The 14,697-nt window shown below is 67.4% G+C and carries 16 protein-coding genes; 4 read left to right on the top strand and 12 right to left on the bottom strand.

Annotated features, from left to right (window positions below):
• Nucleotides 1–487 precede the first annotated feature (487 nt).
• From rpsN to rpmB, 3 genes are read right to left on the bottom strand one after another with little or no spacing between them, the layout of a single operon-like run.
• Nucleotides 488–793, bottom strand: a complete 306-nt coding sequence (gene rpsN / locus ABIB26_RS02550) for a 30S ribosomal protein S14 (RefSeq protein WP_043485315.1) — start codon at nt 791–793, stop codon at nt 488–490.
• A gap of 4 nt (nt 794–797) precedes the next feature.
• Nucleotides 798–965: a 50S ribosomal protein L33 gene (rpmG, locus tag ABIB26_RS02545; protein WP_013602737.1), complete on the bottom strand. Its 168-nt coding sequence runs from the start codon at nt 963–965 to the stop codon at nt 798–800.
• Nucleotides 965–1,201, bottom strand: a complete 237-nt coding sequence (gene rpmB, locus ABIB26_RS02540; RefSeq protein WP_026532175.1) for a 50S ribosomal protein L28 — start codon at nt 1,199–1,201, stop codon at nt 965–967. Before rpmB ends, rpmG begins: the two co-directional genes overlap by 1 nt.
• Before the next feature lie 493 nt (nt 1,202–1,694).
• Here rpmB and ABIB26_RS02535 point away from each other — a divergent pair, with 493 nt between their 5' ends.
• Genes ABIB26_RS02535 through ABIB26_RS02525 form a run of 3 tightly spaced genes read left to right on the top strand, consistent with a single transcriptional unit; the run spans nt 1,695 to nt 4,577 of the window.
• On the top strand, nt 1,695–3,152 hold the full coding sequence (locus ABIB26_RS02535) for a ferredoxin reductase family protein (RefSeq protein WP_502913602.1): 1,458 nt from the start codon (nt 1,695–1,697) through the stop codon (nt 3,150–3,152).
• Nucleotides 3,149–3,679 (top strand): FMN-binding protein, encoded by a 531-nt coding sequence (locus ABIB26_RS02530; protein WP_354239251.1) that lies wholly within the window; start codon nt 3,149–3,151, stop codon nt 3,677–3,679. Before ABIB26_RS02535 ends, ABIB26_RS02530 begins: the two co-directional genes overlap by 4 nt.
• 55 nt (nt 3,680–3,734) lie before the next feature.
• Nucleotides 3,735–4,577, top strand: a complete 843-nt coding sequence (locus tag ABIB26_RS02525) for an FAD:protein FMN transferase (RefSeq protein ID WP_502913608.1) — start codon at nt 3,735–3,737, stop codon at nt 4,575–4,577.
• On the opposite strand, the gene ABIB26_RS02520 is transcribed toward ABIB26_RS02525, so the two are convergent.
• The 3 genes from ABIB26_RS02520 to ABIB26_RS02510 all read right to left on the bottom strand — a co-directional run bounded on the left by ABIB26_RS02520 (nt 4,564) and on the right by ABIB26_RS02510 (nt 7,785).
• Nucleotides 4,564–5,325 carry an SGNH/GDSL hydrolase family protein gene (locus tag ABIB26_RS02520; protein WP_354239248.1) on the bottom strand — a complete coding sequence of 254 codons (762 nt, stop codon included), beginning with the start codon at nt 5,323–5,325 and terminating at the stop codon, nt 4,564–4,566. The genes ABIB26_RS02525 and ABIB26_RS02520 overlap by 14 nt on opposite strands.
• Nucleotides 5,326–5,408: 83 nt before the next feature.
• Nucleotides 5,409–7,235: a glutaminase A gene (gene glsA, locus ABIB26_RS02515; protein ID WP_354239246.1), complete on the bottom strand. Its 1,827-nt coding sequence runs from the start codon at nt 7,233–7,235 to the stop codon at nt 5,409–5,411.
• A 55-nt stretch (nt 7,236–7,290) separates the two neighbouring features.
• The gene (locus ABIB26_RS02510) at nt 7,291–7,785 is read right to left on the bottom strand and encodes a MarR family winged helix-turn-helix transcriptional regulator (protein ID WP_354239244.1); all 495 of its coding nucleotides are present in this window, start codon (nt 7,783–7,785) and stop codon (nt 7,291–7,293) included.
• Between the two features lie 102 nt (nt 7,786–7,887).
• Between ABIB26_RS02510 and ABIB26_RS02505 the strand changes: the two genes are divergently transcribed.
• Entirely contained in the window at nt 7,888–8,175 is a 288-nt protein-coding gene (locus ABIB26_RS02505; protein WP_354239243.1) for a YciI family protein, read from the top strand.
• Between the two features lie 27 nt (nt 8,176–8,202).
• On the opposite strand, the gene ABIB26_RS02500 is transcribed toward ABIB26_RS02505, so the two are convergent.
• The 6 genes from ABIB26_RS02500 to ABIB26_RS02475 form a co-directional block, all read right to left on the bottom strand.
• Entirely contained in the window at nt 8,203–9,024 is an 822-nt protein-coding gene (locus tag ABIB26_RS02500; protein ID WP_354239241.1) for an SGNH/GDSL hydrolase family protein, read from the bottom strand.
• Between the two features lie 286 nt (nt 9,025–9,310).
• Nucleotides 9,311–10,387 carry a siderophore-interacting protein gene (locus tag ABIB26_RS02495; RefSeq protein WP_502913601.1) on the bottom strand — a complete coding sequence of 359 codons (1,077 nt, stop codon included), beginning with the start codon at nt 10,385–10,387 and terminating at the stop codon, nt 9,311–9,313.
• The gene (locus ABIB26_RS02490; protein ID WP_354239239.1) at nt 10,384–11,211 is read right to left on the bottom strand and encodes an ABC transporter ATP-binding protein; all 828 of its coding nucleotides are present in this window, start codon (nt 11,209–11,211) and stop codon (nt 10,384–10,386) included. Before ABIB26_RS02490 ends, ABIB26_RS02495 begins: the two co-directional genes overlap by 4 nt.
• Nucleotide 11,212: 1 nt before the next feature.
• Nucleotides 11,213–12,304: a FecCD family ABC transporter permease gene (locus tag ABIB26_RS02485; protein ID WP_502913607.1), complete on the bottom strand. Its 1,092-nt coding sequence runs from the start codon at nt 12,302–12,304 to the stop codon at nt 11,213–11,215.
• Between the two features lie 35 nt (nt 12,305–12,339).
• Nucleotides 12,340–13,413, bottom strand: coding sequence for a FecCD family ABC transporter permease (locus tag ABIB26_RS02480; RefSeq protein ID WP_354239235.1), 1,074 nt, complete (start codon nt 13,411–13,413; stop codon nt 12,340–12,342).
• Between the two features lie 10 nt (nt 13,414–13,423).
• The gene (locus tag ABIB26_RS02475) at nt 13,424–14,521 is read right to left on the bottom strand and encodes an iron-siderophore ABC transporter substrate-binding protein (RefSeq protein ID WP_354239233.1); all 1,098 of its coding nucleotides are present in this window, start codon (nt 14,519–14,521) and stop codon (nt 13,424–13,426) included.
• Nucleotides 14,522–14,697: the final 176 nt, after the last annotated feature.

Below are 14,697 nucleotides of genomic sequence, written 5' to 3'. Positions count from 1 at the left end.
CGGGGTGGCACGATCCGGCACATTCAACCAATCCATATAAATAAATTGGTATCAACAAACTTGGCACACTATTGAGTTCTCAAACAACAGACACACCCGGCACCACCACGACTTACCCAGTCGAGGATCGCTCCGGAGCAACTTTTCAAACTTACCCGGTTCCGGCCCCCGATGCAAATCCCGCTTCCAGGACCACACCAGCAACCCAACCAACCCCACCCGAACCCGCAGCGCACAAAACGCCAACCAGATCCTGGCCTTGAAAATTTAGGGGATTGGCCGCCTCCGGTTCCCAGCATTTCCGCTGGTCTCCCTCGTGGCGACTTAAAAAACAATACACCCAGACAACCCCCACCGCAACTCGGCCACTCTGAGCGCTCCGTCATCGCCCGGCCACCCGAAGGTGCCCGCTGGCTTAAACGCGAGAAGGGCCGGCAACCAAACGGTTGCCGGCCCTTTTCAAGCCGCTGGCTTCAGGATTGCTGAATTACCAGGAAGACTTCGTGATGCCCGGGAGCTCACCGCGGTGAGCCATGTCGCGGAAGCGAACACGGGAGATGCCGAACTTCTGGAAGGTACCGCGCGGGCGGCCATCGATGATGTCGCGGTTACGCAGACGTACCGGTGAGGCGTTGCGGGGCAGCTTCTGCAGGCCGAGGCGAGCAGCTTCGCGTGCTTCGTCGGTTGAGTTGGGATCAACCAGGGCCTTCTTCAGTTCGAGGCGCTTTGCAGCGTAACGCTCGACGATGACTTTACGCTGTTCGTTCTTAGCGATCATTGACTTCTTAGCCATGTGTTTAGCGCTCCTCTCGGAATTCGACGTGCTGGCGGATTTTGGGGTCGTACTTCTTCAGAACCATGCGGTCCGGATCGTTACGACGGTTCTTGCGCGTCACGTAGGTGTAACCCGTGCCCGCGGTCGACTTGAGCTTGATGATCGGACGTACGTCCTTGTCCTTTGCCACTAGAGCTTCACTCCTCGTGCCAGGATGGCGGCTACGACTGCGTCGATGCCACGCACGTCAATGGTCTTGATGCCACGCGCAGAGACCTGCAGGGTGACGTTACGGCGCAGGGACGGAACCCAATAGCGCTTCTTCTGGATGTTGGGGTCGAACCGGCGCTTATTGCGGCGGTGCGAGTGCGAAATGCTGTGTCCAAAGCCCGGCTCGGCTCCGGTCACCTGGCAGTGTGCTGCCATGACGACTCTCCTCAAAAATAAATGAAACGGTTGGCGGAGTTCCCGCTTAACCGTGCGACAGGCAGCGTCCGCATCCAGCCCCCACCGCGATCGGTAGTCCGCAGGGTTCAGGCAGACGGCACAAACCGGCTGTTTTCCTCACTGCGGCGAAGATTGTGGGCCACGGTCACGGGCAGCGGAAACCTTACGGAAAGCCACTGCGAAGTGCCGGGATACTGGGCGAATACAGGAGTGCACGCAACTTGAGCCCCTAACTACCGGCCATCGGGACTGTCAATTCTGCTGACAAATCCCGCCAACCGGAGCAATTGCACACGCTCCGCGCCACCTAGCGCCTACCAAGTCTATGAGCTAGGCGAATTAAAGACCAATCCACCGTCGTAGGTGTATGCGCTGCGGGGTGTATAGGGCCCCGCCGCAAACCCCGGCCAGTCACATCTGCGCCCTAGCGCTTTCACAGCCAAATGAAAGGCTGCGAGAGGACGCTGGAGTCATGAATCCACCACTCCAGTCGACTGTTGCAGCCGGCCCCCGAGCCCCGGGCGTGACAAACCGTCCACCCGGTTCGGCTGACCCCTTCCGGGCACAGTCCCGCCGAAGGTTGCTCAGGGCGGATCTGCTGACCGTGCTCGCTTGGGCGTCGGTGGCCGGCGCCGTGGCGTTGTGGCTGGCCGACGGCGGCGCTTCCGGGTTCTCCAGCCTCGCCGGATCCTTCACAGCGGTTGGAATCGTCGCCGGACTTGCCGGCATGGACCTGGTGTTGCTGATGCTGCTCCTGGCGGCCCGGATCCCGGTGATCGACACCACCGTGGGCCACGACCGCGCCCTCGAGTTCCACCGCAAACTCGGGAAGCCGGCCTTGTACCTTCTGCTGGCGCACGGGATCCTGATCGCTGCCGGCTACGGAATGGCCGAGGGCCTGGACCCCGTCAGCGAGGCAGTGGCCTTGTGGGTGCTCGTTCCCGATATGTGGCTGGCATTTGTGTCCATCGCCCTGTTCGTCGCCGTCGTGGTGACTTCCCTCGTGGCGGTCCGACGCCGGTTCCCCTACGAATTCTGGCACGCCGTCCACCTGCTCACTTATGCCGCCGTGCTGACCGCGGTCCCGCACCAGTTCAGCGTCGGCCTCTTCGCCGCAGGCACCTGGCAGCGCTGGTACTGGCTCGCCCTCTGCATTGCCAGCGGCGCCGCACTCCTGCACTACCGCGTCCTGGAGCCGCTCGTGGCCACGTTCCGGCACCAGCTGACGGTGAGCCGCGTGGTTCCGGTGGCCCCCGGCGTGGTCAGTATTGAGATGAAGGGGCTCCATCTCCGTGACCTCGCCGGAAGCGGGGGCCGATTCTTCATCTGGCGGTTCCTCGCTCCCGGTCTGTGGTGGCACCCGCATCCCTTCAGCCTCTCCGCAGAGCCTATACAGTTCGACGTCGCGGGAACCGGGGTGCTGCGGATCACCGTCCGCAATCTGGGCCGCGGCTCAAGGCAGCTGGCTGCCGTGAAAGCAGGGACCAGGGTGGCGGTGGAGGGCCCGTACGGGCTGTTCAGCACCGCGGCCCGCAGCCGCAGCCGGGTGGTGATGATCGGTGCCGGAATCGGGATCACGCCGCTCCGCGCCCTGCTTGAGCGCACGCCGTTCGAGCCCGGCAACGCCACGGTCCTGCTCCGCGGCCACAATGAGGCCGAGCTGTACCTGGGCGGGGAAATCCTGGAACTCTGCCGGCAACGCGGCGCCACACTGTTCCACCTGACCGGGCCACGGGCCGCCGGCGGACCAGGCTGGCTGCCGGAGACCGCCGCGCGTGCGGGGCACGGGCTGGCCAGCTACGTGCCGGATCTTGGTGATTCCGATATTTACATCTGCGGGCCGGCCGCCTGGGCCCGCAGCGTCATCCACGACGCCCGCGCAGCCGGTGCCGGGGAGGAACAACTCCACTACGAAAGGTTTGACTGGTGAGAATTCGCGCAGCGGTTTCAGCATCACTCGCGTCCGCCGGAATTCTTCTCGTGGGCTGGCAGTCCGGCGGACAGATCGCCGAAACGGGAAGCGCCGCAACCGGAACCTCGGCCGGCGCCTCCGCCGGCTCGGCCGGCAGCACCGGACCCGCGCCCGGGTCGTCCGGGTCCAGTTCTGCAAGCGGCGCCGGGTCCTCGGGCTCGTCCGGCTCGTCAGGCGCCGATGGCAGCGCCGGGGCCACTTCAAAAGCGGCCGGAACGTACGACGGCGCCGTCGTTCAGACCCGCTTCGGCGCCGTCCAGGTGCAGATCACGGTGCAGTCCGGCACGATCACGGACGTCAAGGCGCTCCAACTGACCGATGCGGAGCGAAAATCCGTGCAGATCAGCAACCGGGCCGCACCCCTGTTGCGGGCCGAGGTCCTCAAGGCCCAGTCCGCCAGCGTGCAGACCATCAGCGGCGCCACGGTGACAAGCGTTGGCTATCTGAATTCGCTCCAGGCGGCCCTCGATGCAGCGAACCTCTGAGTTCGAGAACCCGGGCGTGGCGCCCCCCGCCCTGAAAACCAGGACTTTCGGCTGCATGGGCACGGTCATCAGCCTGACGATGCCGTTCAGTGCCGCCCACGCTGGAACTCTTCCCCGAACGAACGGGACTGAACACCCGATCGATGCAGCCACGGCCGCCGTCGAACGGTTGTTTGGCGGCCTGGACGAAACGTTCAGCCTGTACCGCCCGGAGTCCGAGGCGAGCAGCTTGGCGCGCGGCGAAATCACGCTCCGGGAAGCATCACAGCAGGTGCGGGACCGGTACGCGGAGGCGGCCGGCTGGCGGCTGTTGACGCTGGCAGCTTTCACTCCGGAACGGCCCGACGGCGTGCTGGACCTGTCCGGGATCGTCAAGGGCTACGCAATCCAGCAGGCCGGTGCCACGCTTCGGAGCCTCAAGCTCGAGGACTGGTGCCTGAACGCCGGCGGCGACGTCCTGGTGGGCGGCGCCCCCGTCCCGGGGTCCCGGGTGCCGTGGCAGTCCGGGATTGTCGACCCGCAGGACCGTGCGGCACTCCTGTCAGCTTTTCCGCTGGGCGGTTGCAGCCGTTTCTCCGCCCTGGCGACGTCCGGCTCCGCAGAGCGCGGGGACCATATCTGGTCGGCAGGAGCGCGCCGCTCCGAATTCCGGCGCTCCGAATTCCTTCAGGTGTCGGTGGCAGCCGCTGACATTGTCACCGCGGACGTGCTGGCGACGGCGATCGTGGCCGGCGGGCGCCCGATGCTGGACCGGGCCACGGGCACGTGGGACGTGGAAGTGCTCGCCGTGCGCTGCGACGGCGGGCTGCTCGCGACACCTGGGTTCCGGGCCCAGGTCCCGGCCGGCCCGGCCGCCCGGGGCTCGACAGCTTCGGCGACCGCGCCTAAAGGTGCGTGAGCTTCCCGTACCGCGGCGCCAGTCCGTCGCCCGAGGACTTGCCCGTGACCCGGCGGACCACCCACGGCGCGGCGAATTCGCGGACCCAGCGGGCGTTGGCGCGGACCGTTTCGGCCCGGTTCAGTTCCGGCACCGGCGTCATGGGCGGGACGTCGATTGAGTGCTCGTGCTCCAGGACGGTGAGGACGCGCTTGGCCATGTTCGCGTGGCCCGCGGGGGACATGTGCATCCGGTCGGTGGCCCACATGCCCCAGTCGTAGTACTCGCTGAAGCGCCAGTAATCCACCAGCAGGGCGCCGTGGTCGCCGGCGATTCCGCGCACCAGTTCGTTGTAGATGGCGGTGCGGCCGCGCGTCGTGCCGAAGATCTTCGAGCCGCGGGAGTCGAAACCTGTGAACATCACCACGGTGGCGCCGGTGGCCTTGAGCTTGCGGATGCCGGCGTCGTAGTCCACCAGCAGGTCGTCGATGTCGATTTTGGGCCGGAGGATGTCGTTGGCGCCGGCGTAAATGCTCACCAGCGTGGGTTTAAGTGCGACGGCGGCATCCACCTGCTCGGCCGTGATCTGGCGGAGTTTCTTGCCGCGGATGGCAAGGTTCGCGTAGCCGAAGCCCGGATCGGCGGCGCCGAGCTGCTCGGCCACCCGGTCCGCCCATCCCCGCACGCTGTTGGGACGGGTGGGGTCGTCGTCGCCGACGCCTTCCGTAAAGGAGTCTCCAAGGGCTACGTAGCGGGACGTGAAATCCATGGATCCAGTCTGCCAGCAGTTGCCCCAAGCAAACAAAGCAGGGCAACAAAGCTGGCGCCAACACAGCCGGACAAGCAAAGCGGCTACTCCCTGATCCGGACCGCCGATTCGCGCAGGTACTGCTCCACCCGGGTATACGCGTCCCGGGTGAGCGCCTTCCACAAGGCGATGGCCAGCCGCGGGTCGGTGCCTTCCAGCTCGCTGATGGCCTCGGCGCTCAGCACCATGACCGCCACCGGCCCGACCGCCCGCACCGTGGTTTCCTGCCGGTTGCCGCTGCCCAGTGCCAGTTCGCCGAACGTCATGCCCGCACTGAGGGTGTTGAGCTTGACCCGCTCCGCGGTGGGTCCAGGAGAGGTGCTGCTGACCTTGCCGGAGGTGATGAAGTAGACCCCGCCGAACCGCAGCCCGACGCGGCGGATGACATCGCCGTCGTCGTACTTCTTCGCCGTCATGAGCGCCGCCAGGGACTGGGCGTCGGGCTCGTCCAGCGGTGCCAGGGCCGGCGAGGCGGTGACGGGGACGTGGTCCGGCAGCAGCAGACGGTCCCCGTAGCGCTCCAGCAGGCGGTTTTCGCAGTATTCGACGGCGGCGCTCCGGGTGGCGAAGGACGGAACCTTGCGCCGGTCCGTTTCCGCGGACTCCTCCAGCGATGCCGCCACCGAACCGTCCGCTTCAATCAGCACGAGCCCGCGGCCCGCCCCGGCCATCCCCTGCCAGGCCCGGCCCAGCATCCGCAAGGCCACTTCGCTCACCTGGTCGGTGCGTCGCAGGTCCAGGACGGCCAGTTCGACGTCGTCCTCGAGGGCGCTGAGTTCGCGCATCATGGATTCGGTGCCGGCAAAGAGCAGGTCGCCGTGGAGTTCGATCACGCGGGCCCGGTGGCCGTGCGCGCGGAGGATATCGGCGGCCTCGTCGTTGCGCCGGATTCCCGAGGGTGTTTCGGTGACGTCGTAGGCGGCGAGGATGGCGGAGCGCCCGGTCCGCGCGGCCCGGACAAAGTGCAGTTCCATGTCCCGGGAGAGGCGCTGGGCCGTGGCCAGCCCGCGGACGCTGCTGCCGTGCTCATCCAGCGGCGGCGAGTAGACCGCCAGCCCCACCTGGCCCGGCAGGACGGCGATGATCCCGCCGCCCACGCCGCTCTTGCCGGGCATGCCGACGCTGCTGATCCAGGCCCCGGCGTCGTCGTACATGCCCGAGGTCATCATCACCGAGAGCACACGCTCCACCGGCCCGATCTCCAGCACCTGCTTGCCGCTGAGCGGATTGCGGCCGCCGTTGGCGAGGGTGGCTGCCATGATCGAGAGATCAAAGCAGTTCACCAGCACGGAGCATTGCCGGAAATAGTCCTCGAGGACCGGCGCTGGGTCGTCCTCGATGATGTTGAAGGAACGCAGCAGGTGGGCGAGGGCGGTGTTGCGGTGGCCGTGCTTGAGTTCGGACTCGTAGACCCTCTCGCTGACCGAGAGCGGCCGGCCCGCGAAGGCCGAATACGTGCTGAGGATCCGCTTGAAGCCGGACTGGCCGCCGGAGCCCTTGATCAGCGAGGTTGCGGTCAGGGCGCCGGCGTTGATCATGGCGTTCGCCGGACGGCCGGTCCCCTCGGCCAGGGAGATCTCGTTGAAGGAATCGCCCGAGGGTTCAACGTCCACCTTGGCGTCCACGGCCGCACTGCCGAGGTCCTCCAGCGCCAGCCCGTAGGTGAAGGGCTTGGAGATGGACTGGATGGTGAACTCCTCGCGGGTGTCCCCCACCTCGTACACCTGGCCGTCCACCGTGGCGAGGGCGATGCCGAAGTTGTCCGGATCCACGTTGGCCATCGCCGGAATGGTGCTGTACGGCCTGCCGTCCTTGAGCTGGGCAATCTCGGCGTGGATCTGGCGCAGGTAGCTCTTGATCGGCGATTCCATAGGACCACCCTAGGCGACGCCGTGCGGCGGGCCTGCGGCTGACCTGCCGGCCCGCCTACTGCCCGTCCTGGTCGCTCTCGCGCAGGATCCAGTGGTCGTCGTCGAGCCGGGCCACGATCTTCTCGCCGATCCGGGCGAGGTCGGCGACGTCGTCCTCGCTGAGGGCATCAAGAAGCAGCGAACGGACGGCCTCGACGTGCCCCGGGGCGAGCTGCTCGATGGTGGCCATTCCGGCGTCGGTGAGGTGCGCCGTCGTCACCCTGGCGTCCCCGGGGTGCGGGCGGCGCTCCACCCAGCCACGGTTCTGCAGCTTGGTGACCACATGCGAGAGCCGCGACAGCGAGGCGCTGGTGCGCGCGGCGAGTTCGCTCATGGGCAGGAACCGGCCCTCGGTCTCGGACAGCATCGCCAGCACGTTGTAGTCGAAGAGGGAGAGCTTCCCCGCGTTGTGCAGCTGCGTGTCCAGGGCGGCGGGCAGCAGCGTGTTGATGCTGAGCTGGGCCAGCCAGGCCCGGCGTTCGTCGGCGGTGAGCCAGCGCGGTTCGGTCATGGCTCCATTCTAGGAGACTTGAAGCTTGACGGTTCAACTTCGCCGGGCGGGTCGCCGAAAACCGCCGGCCTGAGCGCCCGGGGCACGGGGTAGGCTGACCGTATGTACGTAGTCTCCCTGAGCTATAAGGTCCCCGACGAGATCGTTGAATTCCATCTTCCGGCGCACGTGACGTGGCTGCAGAAGGCTTTCGACGACGGCGTCTTCATGGTTGCGGGGCGCAAGATTCCGCGCACCGGCGGGCTGCTGCTCTCCAATGCGGACCGGGCGGCCCTGGATGCTTCGCTGGCCAAAGACCCGTTCTACGTCAATGGCGTGGCCGACTTCGAGGTCATGGAGTTCCATGCCAACCGGGTGGCCCCGGGCTACGAGAACCTGCTGGACAGCTAGCGTCACCGCCGGCGCCCTGCCGGCGCTTCACCCACGGACAAGTTTCTTGAGTCCTTTCCGCGGGACCCGGATGGGGTCCGGCCAGCGCGGACTCAGCTGGTCCCCGAGGGTGACGCCGCGGAGTTTGCGCCCGAAGAGCGGAAGTACCCAGTCGTGCACCCAGCGCCGCTGCCGGCGTTCCCAGTCCAGGAGCCCCTGCCGGGCGGGTGGATCCCATTCCTTGGGTGTGATTTTGTGCGGCACTCCGAGTTGGTCGAGGACTCGCCCGGCGAGATACCTGTGGCCTGCCTTGGACATGTGCAGCCGGTCCGTATCCCACATCCGCGGGTCATGGAACGCGTCAAAGCACCAGTAGTCCACCAGCACGGCTTCGTAGCGGGCCGCCACTTCGCGGACGCGCTGGTTGTAGATGGCGTTGCGCCTCTTCAGCGGTTCAAGCAGCGCCGAGACTTTGACGTCAAAGCCCGTGAACAGCACCACCGTGGCCCCGCTCGCGGCCAGCGTGGCGACGAGGGTTTCGTAGTCCTTCATGAGGGCGTCGACGTCGGTCCCGAAATCGAGGATGTCGTTTCCGCCCGCGTACAGGGTGACGAGCGTCGGTTCCATGGCCAGCGCCGGTTGCAGCTGCTCGGCGATGACGTGGCGCAATCGCTTGCTGCGGATTGCAAGATTGGCATACTCCCATCCCGGTTCCGCCTTGGCCAGCTTCTCCGCCACCCGGTCCGCCCAGCCGCGCACCCCATTGGGCAACCGGGGGTTGTAATCCCCCACCCCCTCGGTAAAAGAGTCCCCCAGGGCAACATAAACCCGCCGCCCTCCCGGGCCCGGGTTCACAAGATTCTCGGCCATGACGACACGCTATCCCCGCCACACAACGTCGGGGTTAACAGGCGGGGCACGGCAGGTGAGCCGACCGCTGGGCCGCTGGGGGTCACATCAGGTGACCCGACCGCAAGGCCGACGCCGGTGCTTTGCGAAGGAGCGCATCGCCGACCAGAGCCGAGCGAGGCCGCCAGCGGCCGAATGCGGCGTCGGGAGGTGTCTAAGCGACGGCAAAGCAGCGGTGGCGGGCGGAAGCCCGGAAGGACCTGCAGGAGCATCCCAGCGAGAACCGCCGAACCTGCGGGAGCGTCGCTTAGAGCTCGGCTTTCCCCTGCCGCCAGTACCCCATGAAGGCGACCTGTTTCCGGTCGATGCCAACGTCCCGCACCAGGTACCGGCGCAGTTCCTTGATGGCCCCGGCTTCGCCGGCGATCCAGGCGTAGAACGGCATCACCCCTGCCGGCTTGTCCGGATTCCGGCTGGCACCGAGTGCGGCGGAATCCATCCGGGCCGGGGTTTCCCACAGAATGTCCTGATCCACGTTGACGTCCTCAGGCTCCGGGCCGGCGGCGGTGCCGGTGGTCTTGATGCCCACCCAGCCGGGCACGGGCACGGCGGCACGGACCGCTTCGTCCAGCAGTTCGCCGTGCGGACGCGAGCGGCCGATGGCCGCACCGCGTGCCAGCCAGGTGATCTTGACGTCGGCGGCAGTGCTGAGGTCCTGGAAGTCACCGGCCTCCGGGACTTCCAGAATGGCGTGCCCGCTCATGTACGACGGGAGGCTTTCGAGGATGGCGCTGATCGCCGGAACAGCTGTTTCGTCCCCGGCGAGCAGCACGCGCTGGGCCAGGCCCGGCCGCCATTCGATGCCGGAGTAGGTTTCCGCGGTGACGCAGTGGGCGGCCCGGTTGTTCGGTCCGATGAGGGTGAGTGCGTCCCCCGGCTTGGCCGTCAGCGCCCAGTTTGCGGCGGGGCCGCCGTGCCCCGAATCGTCGAAGTGCAGCACGAAGTCGACGTCGATTTCCGGGTAGACGGCGTCGAGTCGTTCCTGCCGCACGGTGTAGGTGCGCATGGATCCCCGGGTGGCCGGGTCCATGGCGAGCCATTCCCGGTACCAGCCGGACTCCGCCATCCGGAACTCCGGCAGCGGCACCTGGGTTCCGTCCGCGGCCAGTGAGGGAATCATCAGTTTGACCCGCAGGTCCAGGGTGCTGCCGTGGACACCGAAGCCGCGCAGCGAGTAGCCGCCGAACGTGATCCGGCGGAACGTCGGGGTGAGCTGCTGCACCGCCGTGACCTGGACATCGAACGCCAGCGTCATCGGTTCGGTGCCCAGTACGGATTTCACGGACGCGGCCGCGCGGGCCGGGCTGTTGTTGACGGCGCTCATGGGACCAGCTCCAGGGTTGTGGGTACGGTGTGGGACTCGGCGTGGTGGCGGCCGAGGGGAATGATCAGCGGGGTTCCGGAAACCGGATCCGGGACGACGCGGGATTCGAGCCCGAATACGTCGCGGACCAGCCCCTCGGTGACCACCTCGAGGGAGGTGCCCTCGGCCACGATCCGTCCGGCTTTCATGGCGATGACGTGGTCCGCGTAGCGTGCGGCGAGGTTGAGGTCATGCAGCACGATCGCCACCGTGGTGCCGCGCCGGCGGTTCAGGTCGGTAATCAGGTCCAGCACTTCCACCTGGTGCGCGAGGTCAAGGTACGTGGTGGGCTCATCCAGCAGCAGCACCTCGGTTTCCTGTGCCAGGGCCATCGCGATCCACACGCGCTGGCGCTGCCCGCCGGAAAGCTCATCGACGTTCCGCGCCGCGAGGTCCAGCGTCTCCGTGGCGGTGAGCGCGTCCTGCACGGCCCGCTCGTCGTCCGCCGACCAGGATCGGAAGAAGCCCTGGTGCGGGTAGCGGCCGCGGCCAACGAGGTCCCTCACCGTGATCCCGTCGGGCGCCGTCGGGTGCTGCGGGAGCAGGCCGAGGATACGGGCGACCTCGCGCGCGGGGCGGCTGTGGATGTCCTTCCCGTCCAGGGTGACCATGCCGGAAGCGGGTTTGAGCAGCCTGGCCAGGCCGCGGAGGAGGGTGGATTTCCCGCAGGCGTTGGCGCCGACAATCATGGTCACCCGGCCCTCCGGGATTCCCGCGGACAGCCCCTCGATTACGGTGCGTTGATCGTACTTGAGCGTCAGGGCTGAGGCGTGCAGAGCGGCCATCTCAGGCATCCTTTCGGTTGGACGTGACGAGGAGCCACAGCAGGAAGGGCGCACCGAGCGCACCCGTGACGACGCCGACGGGCAGGACGGTTCCGTCCAGCAGCAGCGGGGCAATGTTCGCGGCGAAGTAGTCCGCGGTGAGGACTATCAACGCCCCGGTCAGGGCCGACGCCGGCAGGCTGGCCTTTCGGACGAAGCGGCGGCCGATGGGGCCAGCGAGGAAGGCGACGAAGGCCACCGGGCCGACGGCGGCCGTCGCCACGGCGGCGAGGGCGACGGCGGAGACCACCACCGCGAGGCGGATGGCCCCGACCCGGACGCCGAGACCTGTTGCGGTGTCATCGCCGAGTTCGAGGATGCGCAGCGGGCCGGCCAGGACAGCGACAGCAGGGACAAGAACCAGCAGGGTCAGGGCCAGGACACCGGACCGGTCCCAACTGGCGGAGTTGAGTGAACCGTTGAGCCAGATGAGGGCGTCGGCGGCGGTCCGGATGTCGGCGCGGGTCATCACGAAGCTGACGAACGCGTGCAACGCGGCGGCGATCCCGACGCCGGCGAGGATCAGCCGGTTGCCCGCGGCCTCGCCGCCGCCCGAGGAACGGCCCTGGGAGCCGAGGGAGCCGCCGCGGGAGATTGCGTAGATAAGCGCTGCTATGGCGAGGGCCCCGCCGAGGGCGGCGCCGGAGACTGCAGCGCCGGATGCGCCGAACACCACGATTGCCGTCACGGCCGCGGCGCTGGCGCCGTAGCTGATGCCGATCACGTCCGGGCTGGCCAGCGGATTCCTCAGCATGGTCTGGAACAATCCGCCGGACAGGCCGAAGGCGGCACCGATCATGGTGCCGATGACGGCCCGCGGCAGCTTGTTTTCCATCACGATGAAGCTCGCGCCGGGGATCTTCGGGCCGCCGGTGAAGTGTGCCGCCAGAATCCTGAAGAAGTCTGGAACGGTCACGGTGTAGCTGCCCAGCAGCACGCTCGCGGCGAAGACGGCGACGACGCCGAGGGCCAGGGCGGCGGTGCGGCTCACGAACGCTCCGCGAGATGGCAGATAATCCCAATGTTTGCGGGGAACATTGCCGCGAGGTGTCATCTCGGCGGTGTCCGGACGGGGCGCGGGCGCGGTCCTCACAACCCGGCCCCCTTGCCGCGGCGGACCAGCCAAACAAACACCGGCGCGCCCACGAGTGCAGTCATGATTCCGGCGGGGACTTCGCCCGGGAGCAGGATGACGCGGCCGATCACATCCGCCGACAGCAACAGCGCCGGGGCCAGGATCATCGAAAACGGCAGGATCCAGCGGTAATCGGGTCCCGTGAGGAAGCGGACGGCGTGCGGGATCACGAGCCCCACGAAGCCGATGGGTCCGGTGAGCGCCGTGGCCGATCCGCACAGCAGGACAATGCCCAGCGCGGTGACGCCGCGGGCCAGGCCCACGCGTTGGCCGAGGCCGCGGGCCAGGTCGTCGCCCAGGGCAAGGCCGTTGAGAATCCGCCCGGTGGCCAGCACAATCACCGCGCCGAGGAGCAGGAACGGCAGCCCGGCGAGCACCACAGACCAGTCGCGGCCCGCGATCCCGCCGACCTGCCAGAACCGGAAGCGGTCCAGGGTGTCCTGGCTGGAGACCAGGATGACGTTCATCAGGGAGAACAGCCCGGCGCTCAGCGCGGCGCCCGCGAGGGCGAGCTTCACCGGCGTCGCGCCGTCCCTGCCCAGGGAGGCAACGAGGTAGACGACGGCAGCGGCGGCAGCGGCGCCGATGAAGGCGAACCAGATGTACCCGGTCAGCGAGGAGACACCGAAGACGTAGATCCCGGTGACAACGGCCAACGCGGCGCCGGCGTTGACGCCCATGATGCCCGGGTCAGCCAGCGGATTGCGGGCCACCCCCTGCATGGCCGCACCGGCCAGCCCGAGGGCCCCGCCGGCCAGGAGCCCGAGCACGGTGCGGGGCATCCGGGCGTGGACCACGGCATGGTCGCCGTTGGCCGGATCGAACTGCGTCAGCGCCTGCCACACGGTGCCCAGGGGAACGCCGCGGGCACCGATGGCCAGCGATGCCGCGGCCAGGAGCGCAAGTACGACGACGGCGGCCAGCAGCCAGGCGGCTTGGTTTCGCCGCGCGGGCCTACTGTGCGCTTGCCGCGCGGCGGGGGCCGGCCGGGCAGCGGCGCTGGCCGCCGTCGTCGTCATTGGGCTCATGGTGTGGTGGCTACTTCGCTGCTTTGTCCGCGGCACTGGCGAGCTGCGGCAGGAAGGTGTCCAGGGACCACGGCAGGCTCAGCGGCGAGGAGGCGGAGATGGACAGCGTCAGGGTGTTGTCCGAATCGGCCACGAGGGCCCCGCTCTTGATGGCCGGGATCTGCCCGAGCAGCGGATCGGCCGTGATCGATCCGGTGGTGGCAGCGTCGGGTACCCAGGTCACAAAGATGTCCGAGTCAAGTTCGTTGGCCTTTTCGGCGGACCAGGGGATGAAGAACTCCTTGGAGCCCACGGAGTTCTGTTCCACCACCGGGGCCAGCTTCATCCCGAGGGAGTCGAGGAAGCGGGGCCGGTTGTCGTTTGCCGTGTAGACGTTGACGCCGTCGCTCTTGGCGGGCTCAAGGTTGCCGTAGATGTAGGTCTTGCCGGCCAGCTGGGGGTACTTGGAGACCTTGTCCTTGATGGTGGCTTCGGTGCCGGAGATCAGCTTGGTGGCTTCGGTCTCCTTGCCGAGGGCCTTGCCGATCATGCTGGTGGTCTCCTGCCAGGGCGTGCCGTAGGCGAGCTCGGGGTAGGCGACCACCGGGGCGATTTCGCTGAGCTTCTTGTAGTCCTCTTCCTTGAGGCCGGAGTAGGCGCCCAGGATGACATCGGGGTTGAGCTTGGCGATTTCGGTGAAATTGACGCCGTCCGCCTCGGAGAACTGGACCGGGGCCTTCTCTGAGCCGAAACCTGCGCCGACGGCCTCAAGCGCGGAGTCCTTCCAGGGCGTGGAGCCCTTGTCATTGCCGCCCCACTCATTCTTGGGCACCCCCACGGGAACGACGCCCAGGGCGATCGCGACGTCGTCGTTGACCCACGAGACCGTGACCACGCGCTTGGGCCGTTCCTTGATGGTGGTTTCACCGAAGACGTGCTTGATGGTCACCGGGAAGGCGCTGCTGGCCGACTGCGCGGCGGCGCCTGTGCCGCTGCCGGGCGCGGAGCCGGCGGGGCCTGTGGAACAGGCGGTCAGGGAGAGTGCGGCTGCGGCCACGACGGCCGTCGCCTTGCCGGCTGTCTTGAGCAGGGCACGGCGGGACGGGCCGGGGAAGAGGGGGGAAGTCACGGAACTCCTAAGGTGAGTGATGCAAACCTAAGTAAGGCTAGCCTATCCTTCGGCTAATTAAGCAAGGTTAGCGTTACGTAATTGTCTCCATCGCACTCCCGAAGGGGATTCCCGACCCCAGAAGTGGGCAGCCACACGGCGCCAGATGTTGATTTCAGGGGGTGAACGATGGTTCA

The organism is Arthrobacter sp. UYEF20, assembly GCF_040546335.1.
In the GTDB taxonomy this organism is placed as follows: Bacteria; Actinomycetota; Actinomycetes; order Actinomycetales; family Micrococcaceae; genus Arthrobacter.
The sequence above is the reverse complement of the archived record's forward strand: the minus strand, read 5'-3'. Positions and strand labels throughout refer to the sequence as shown.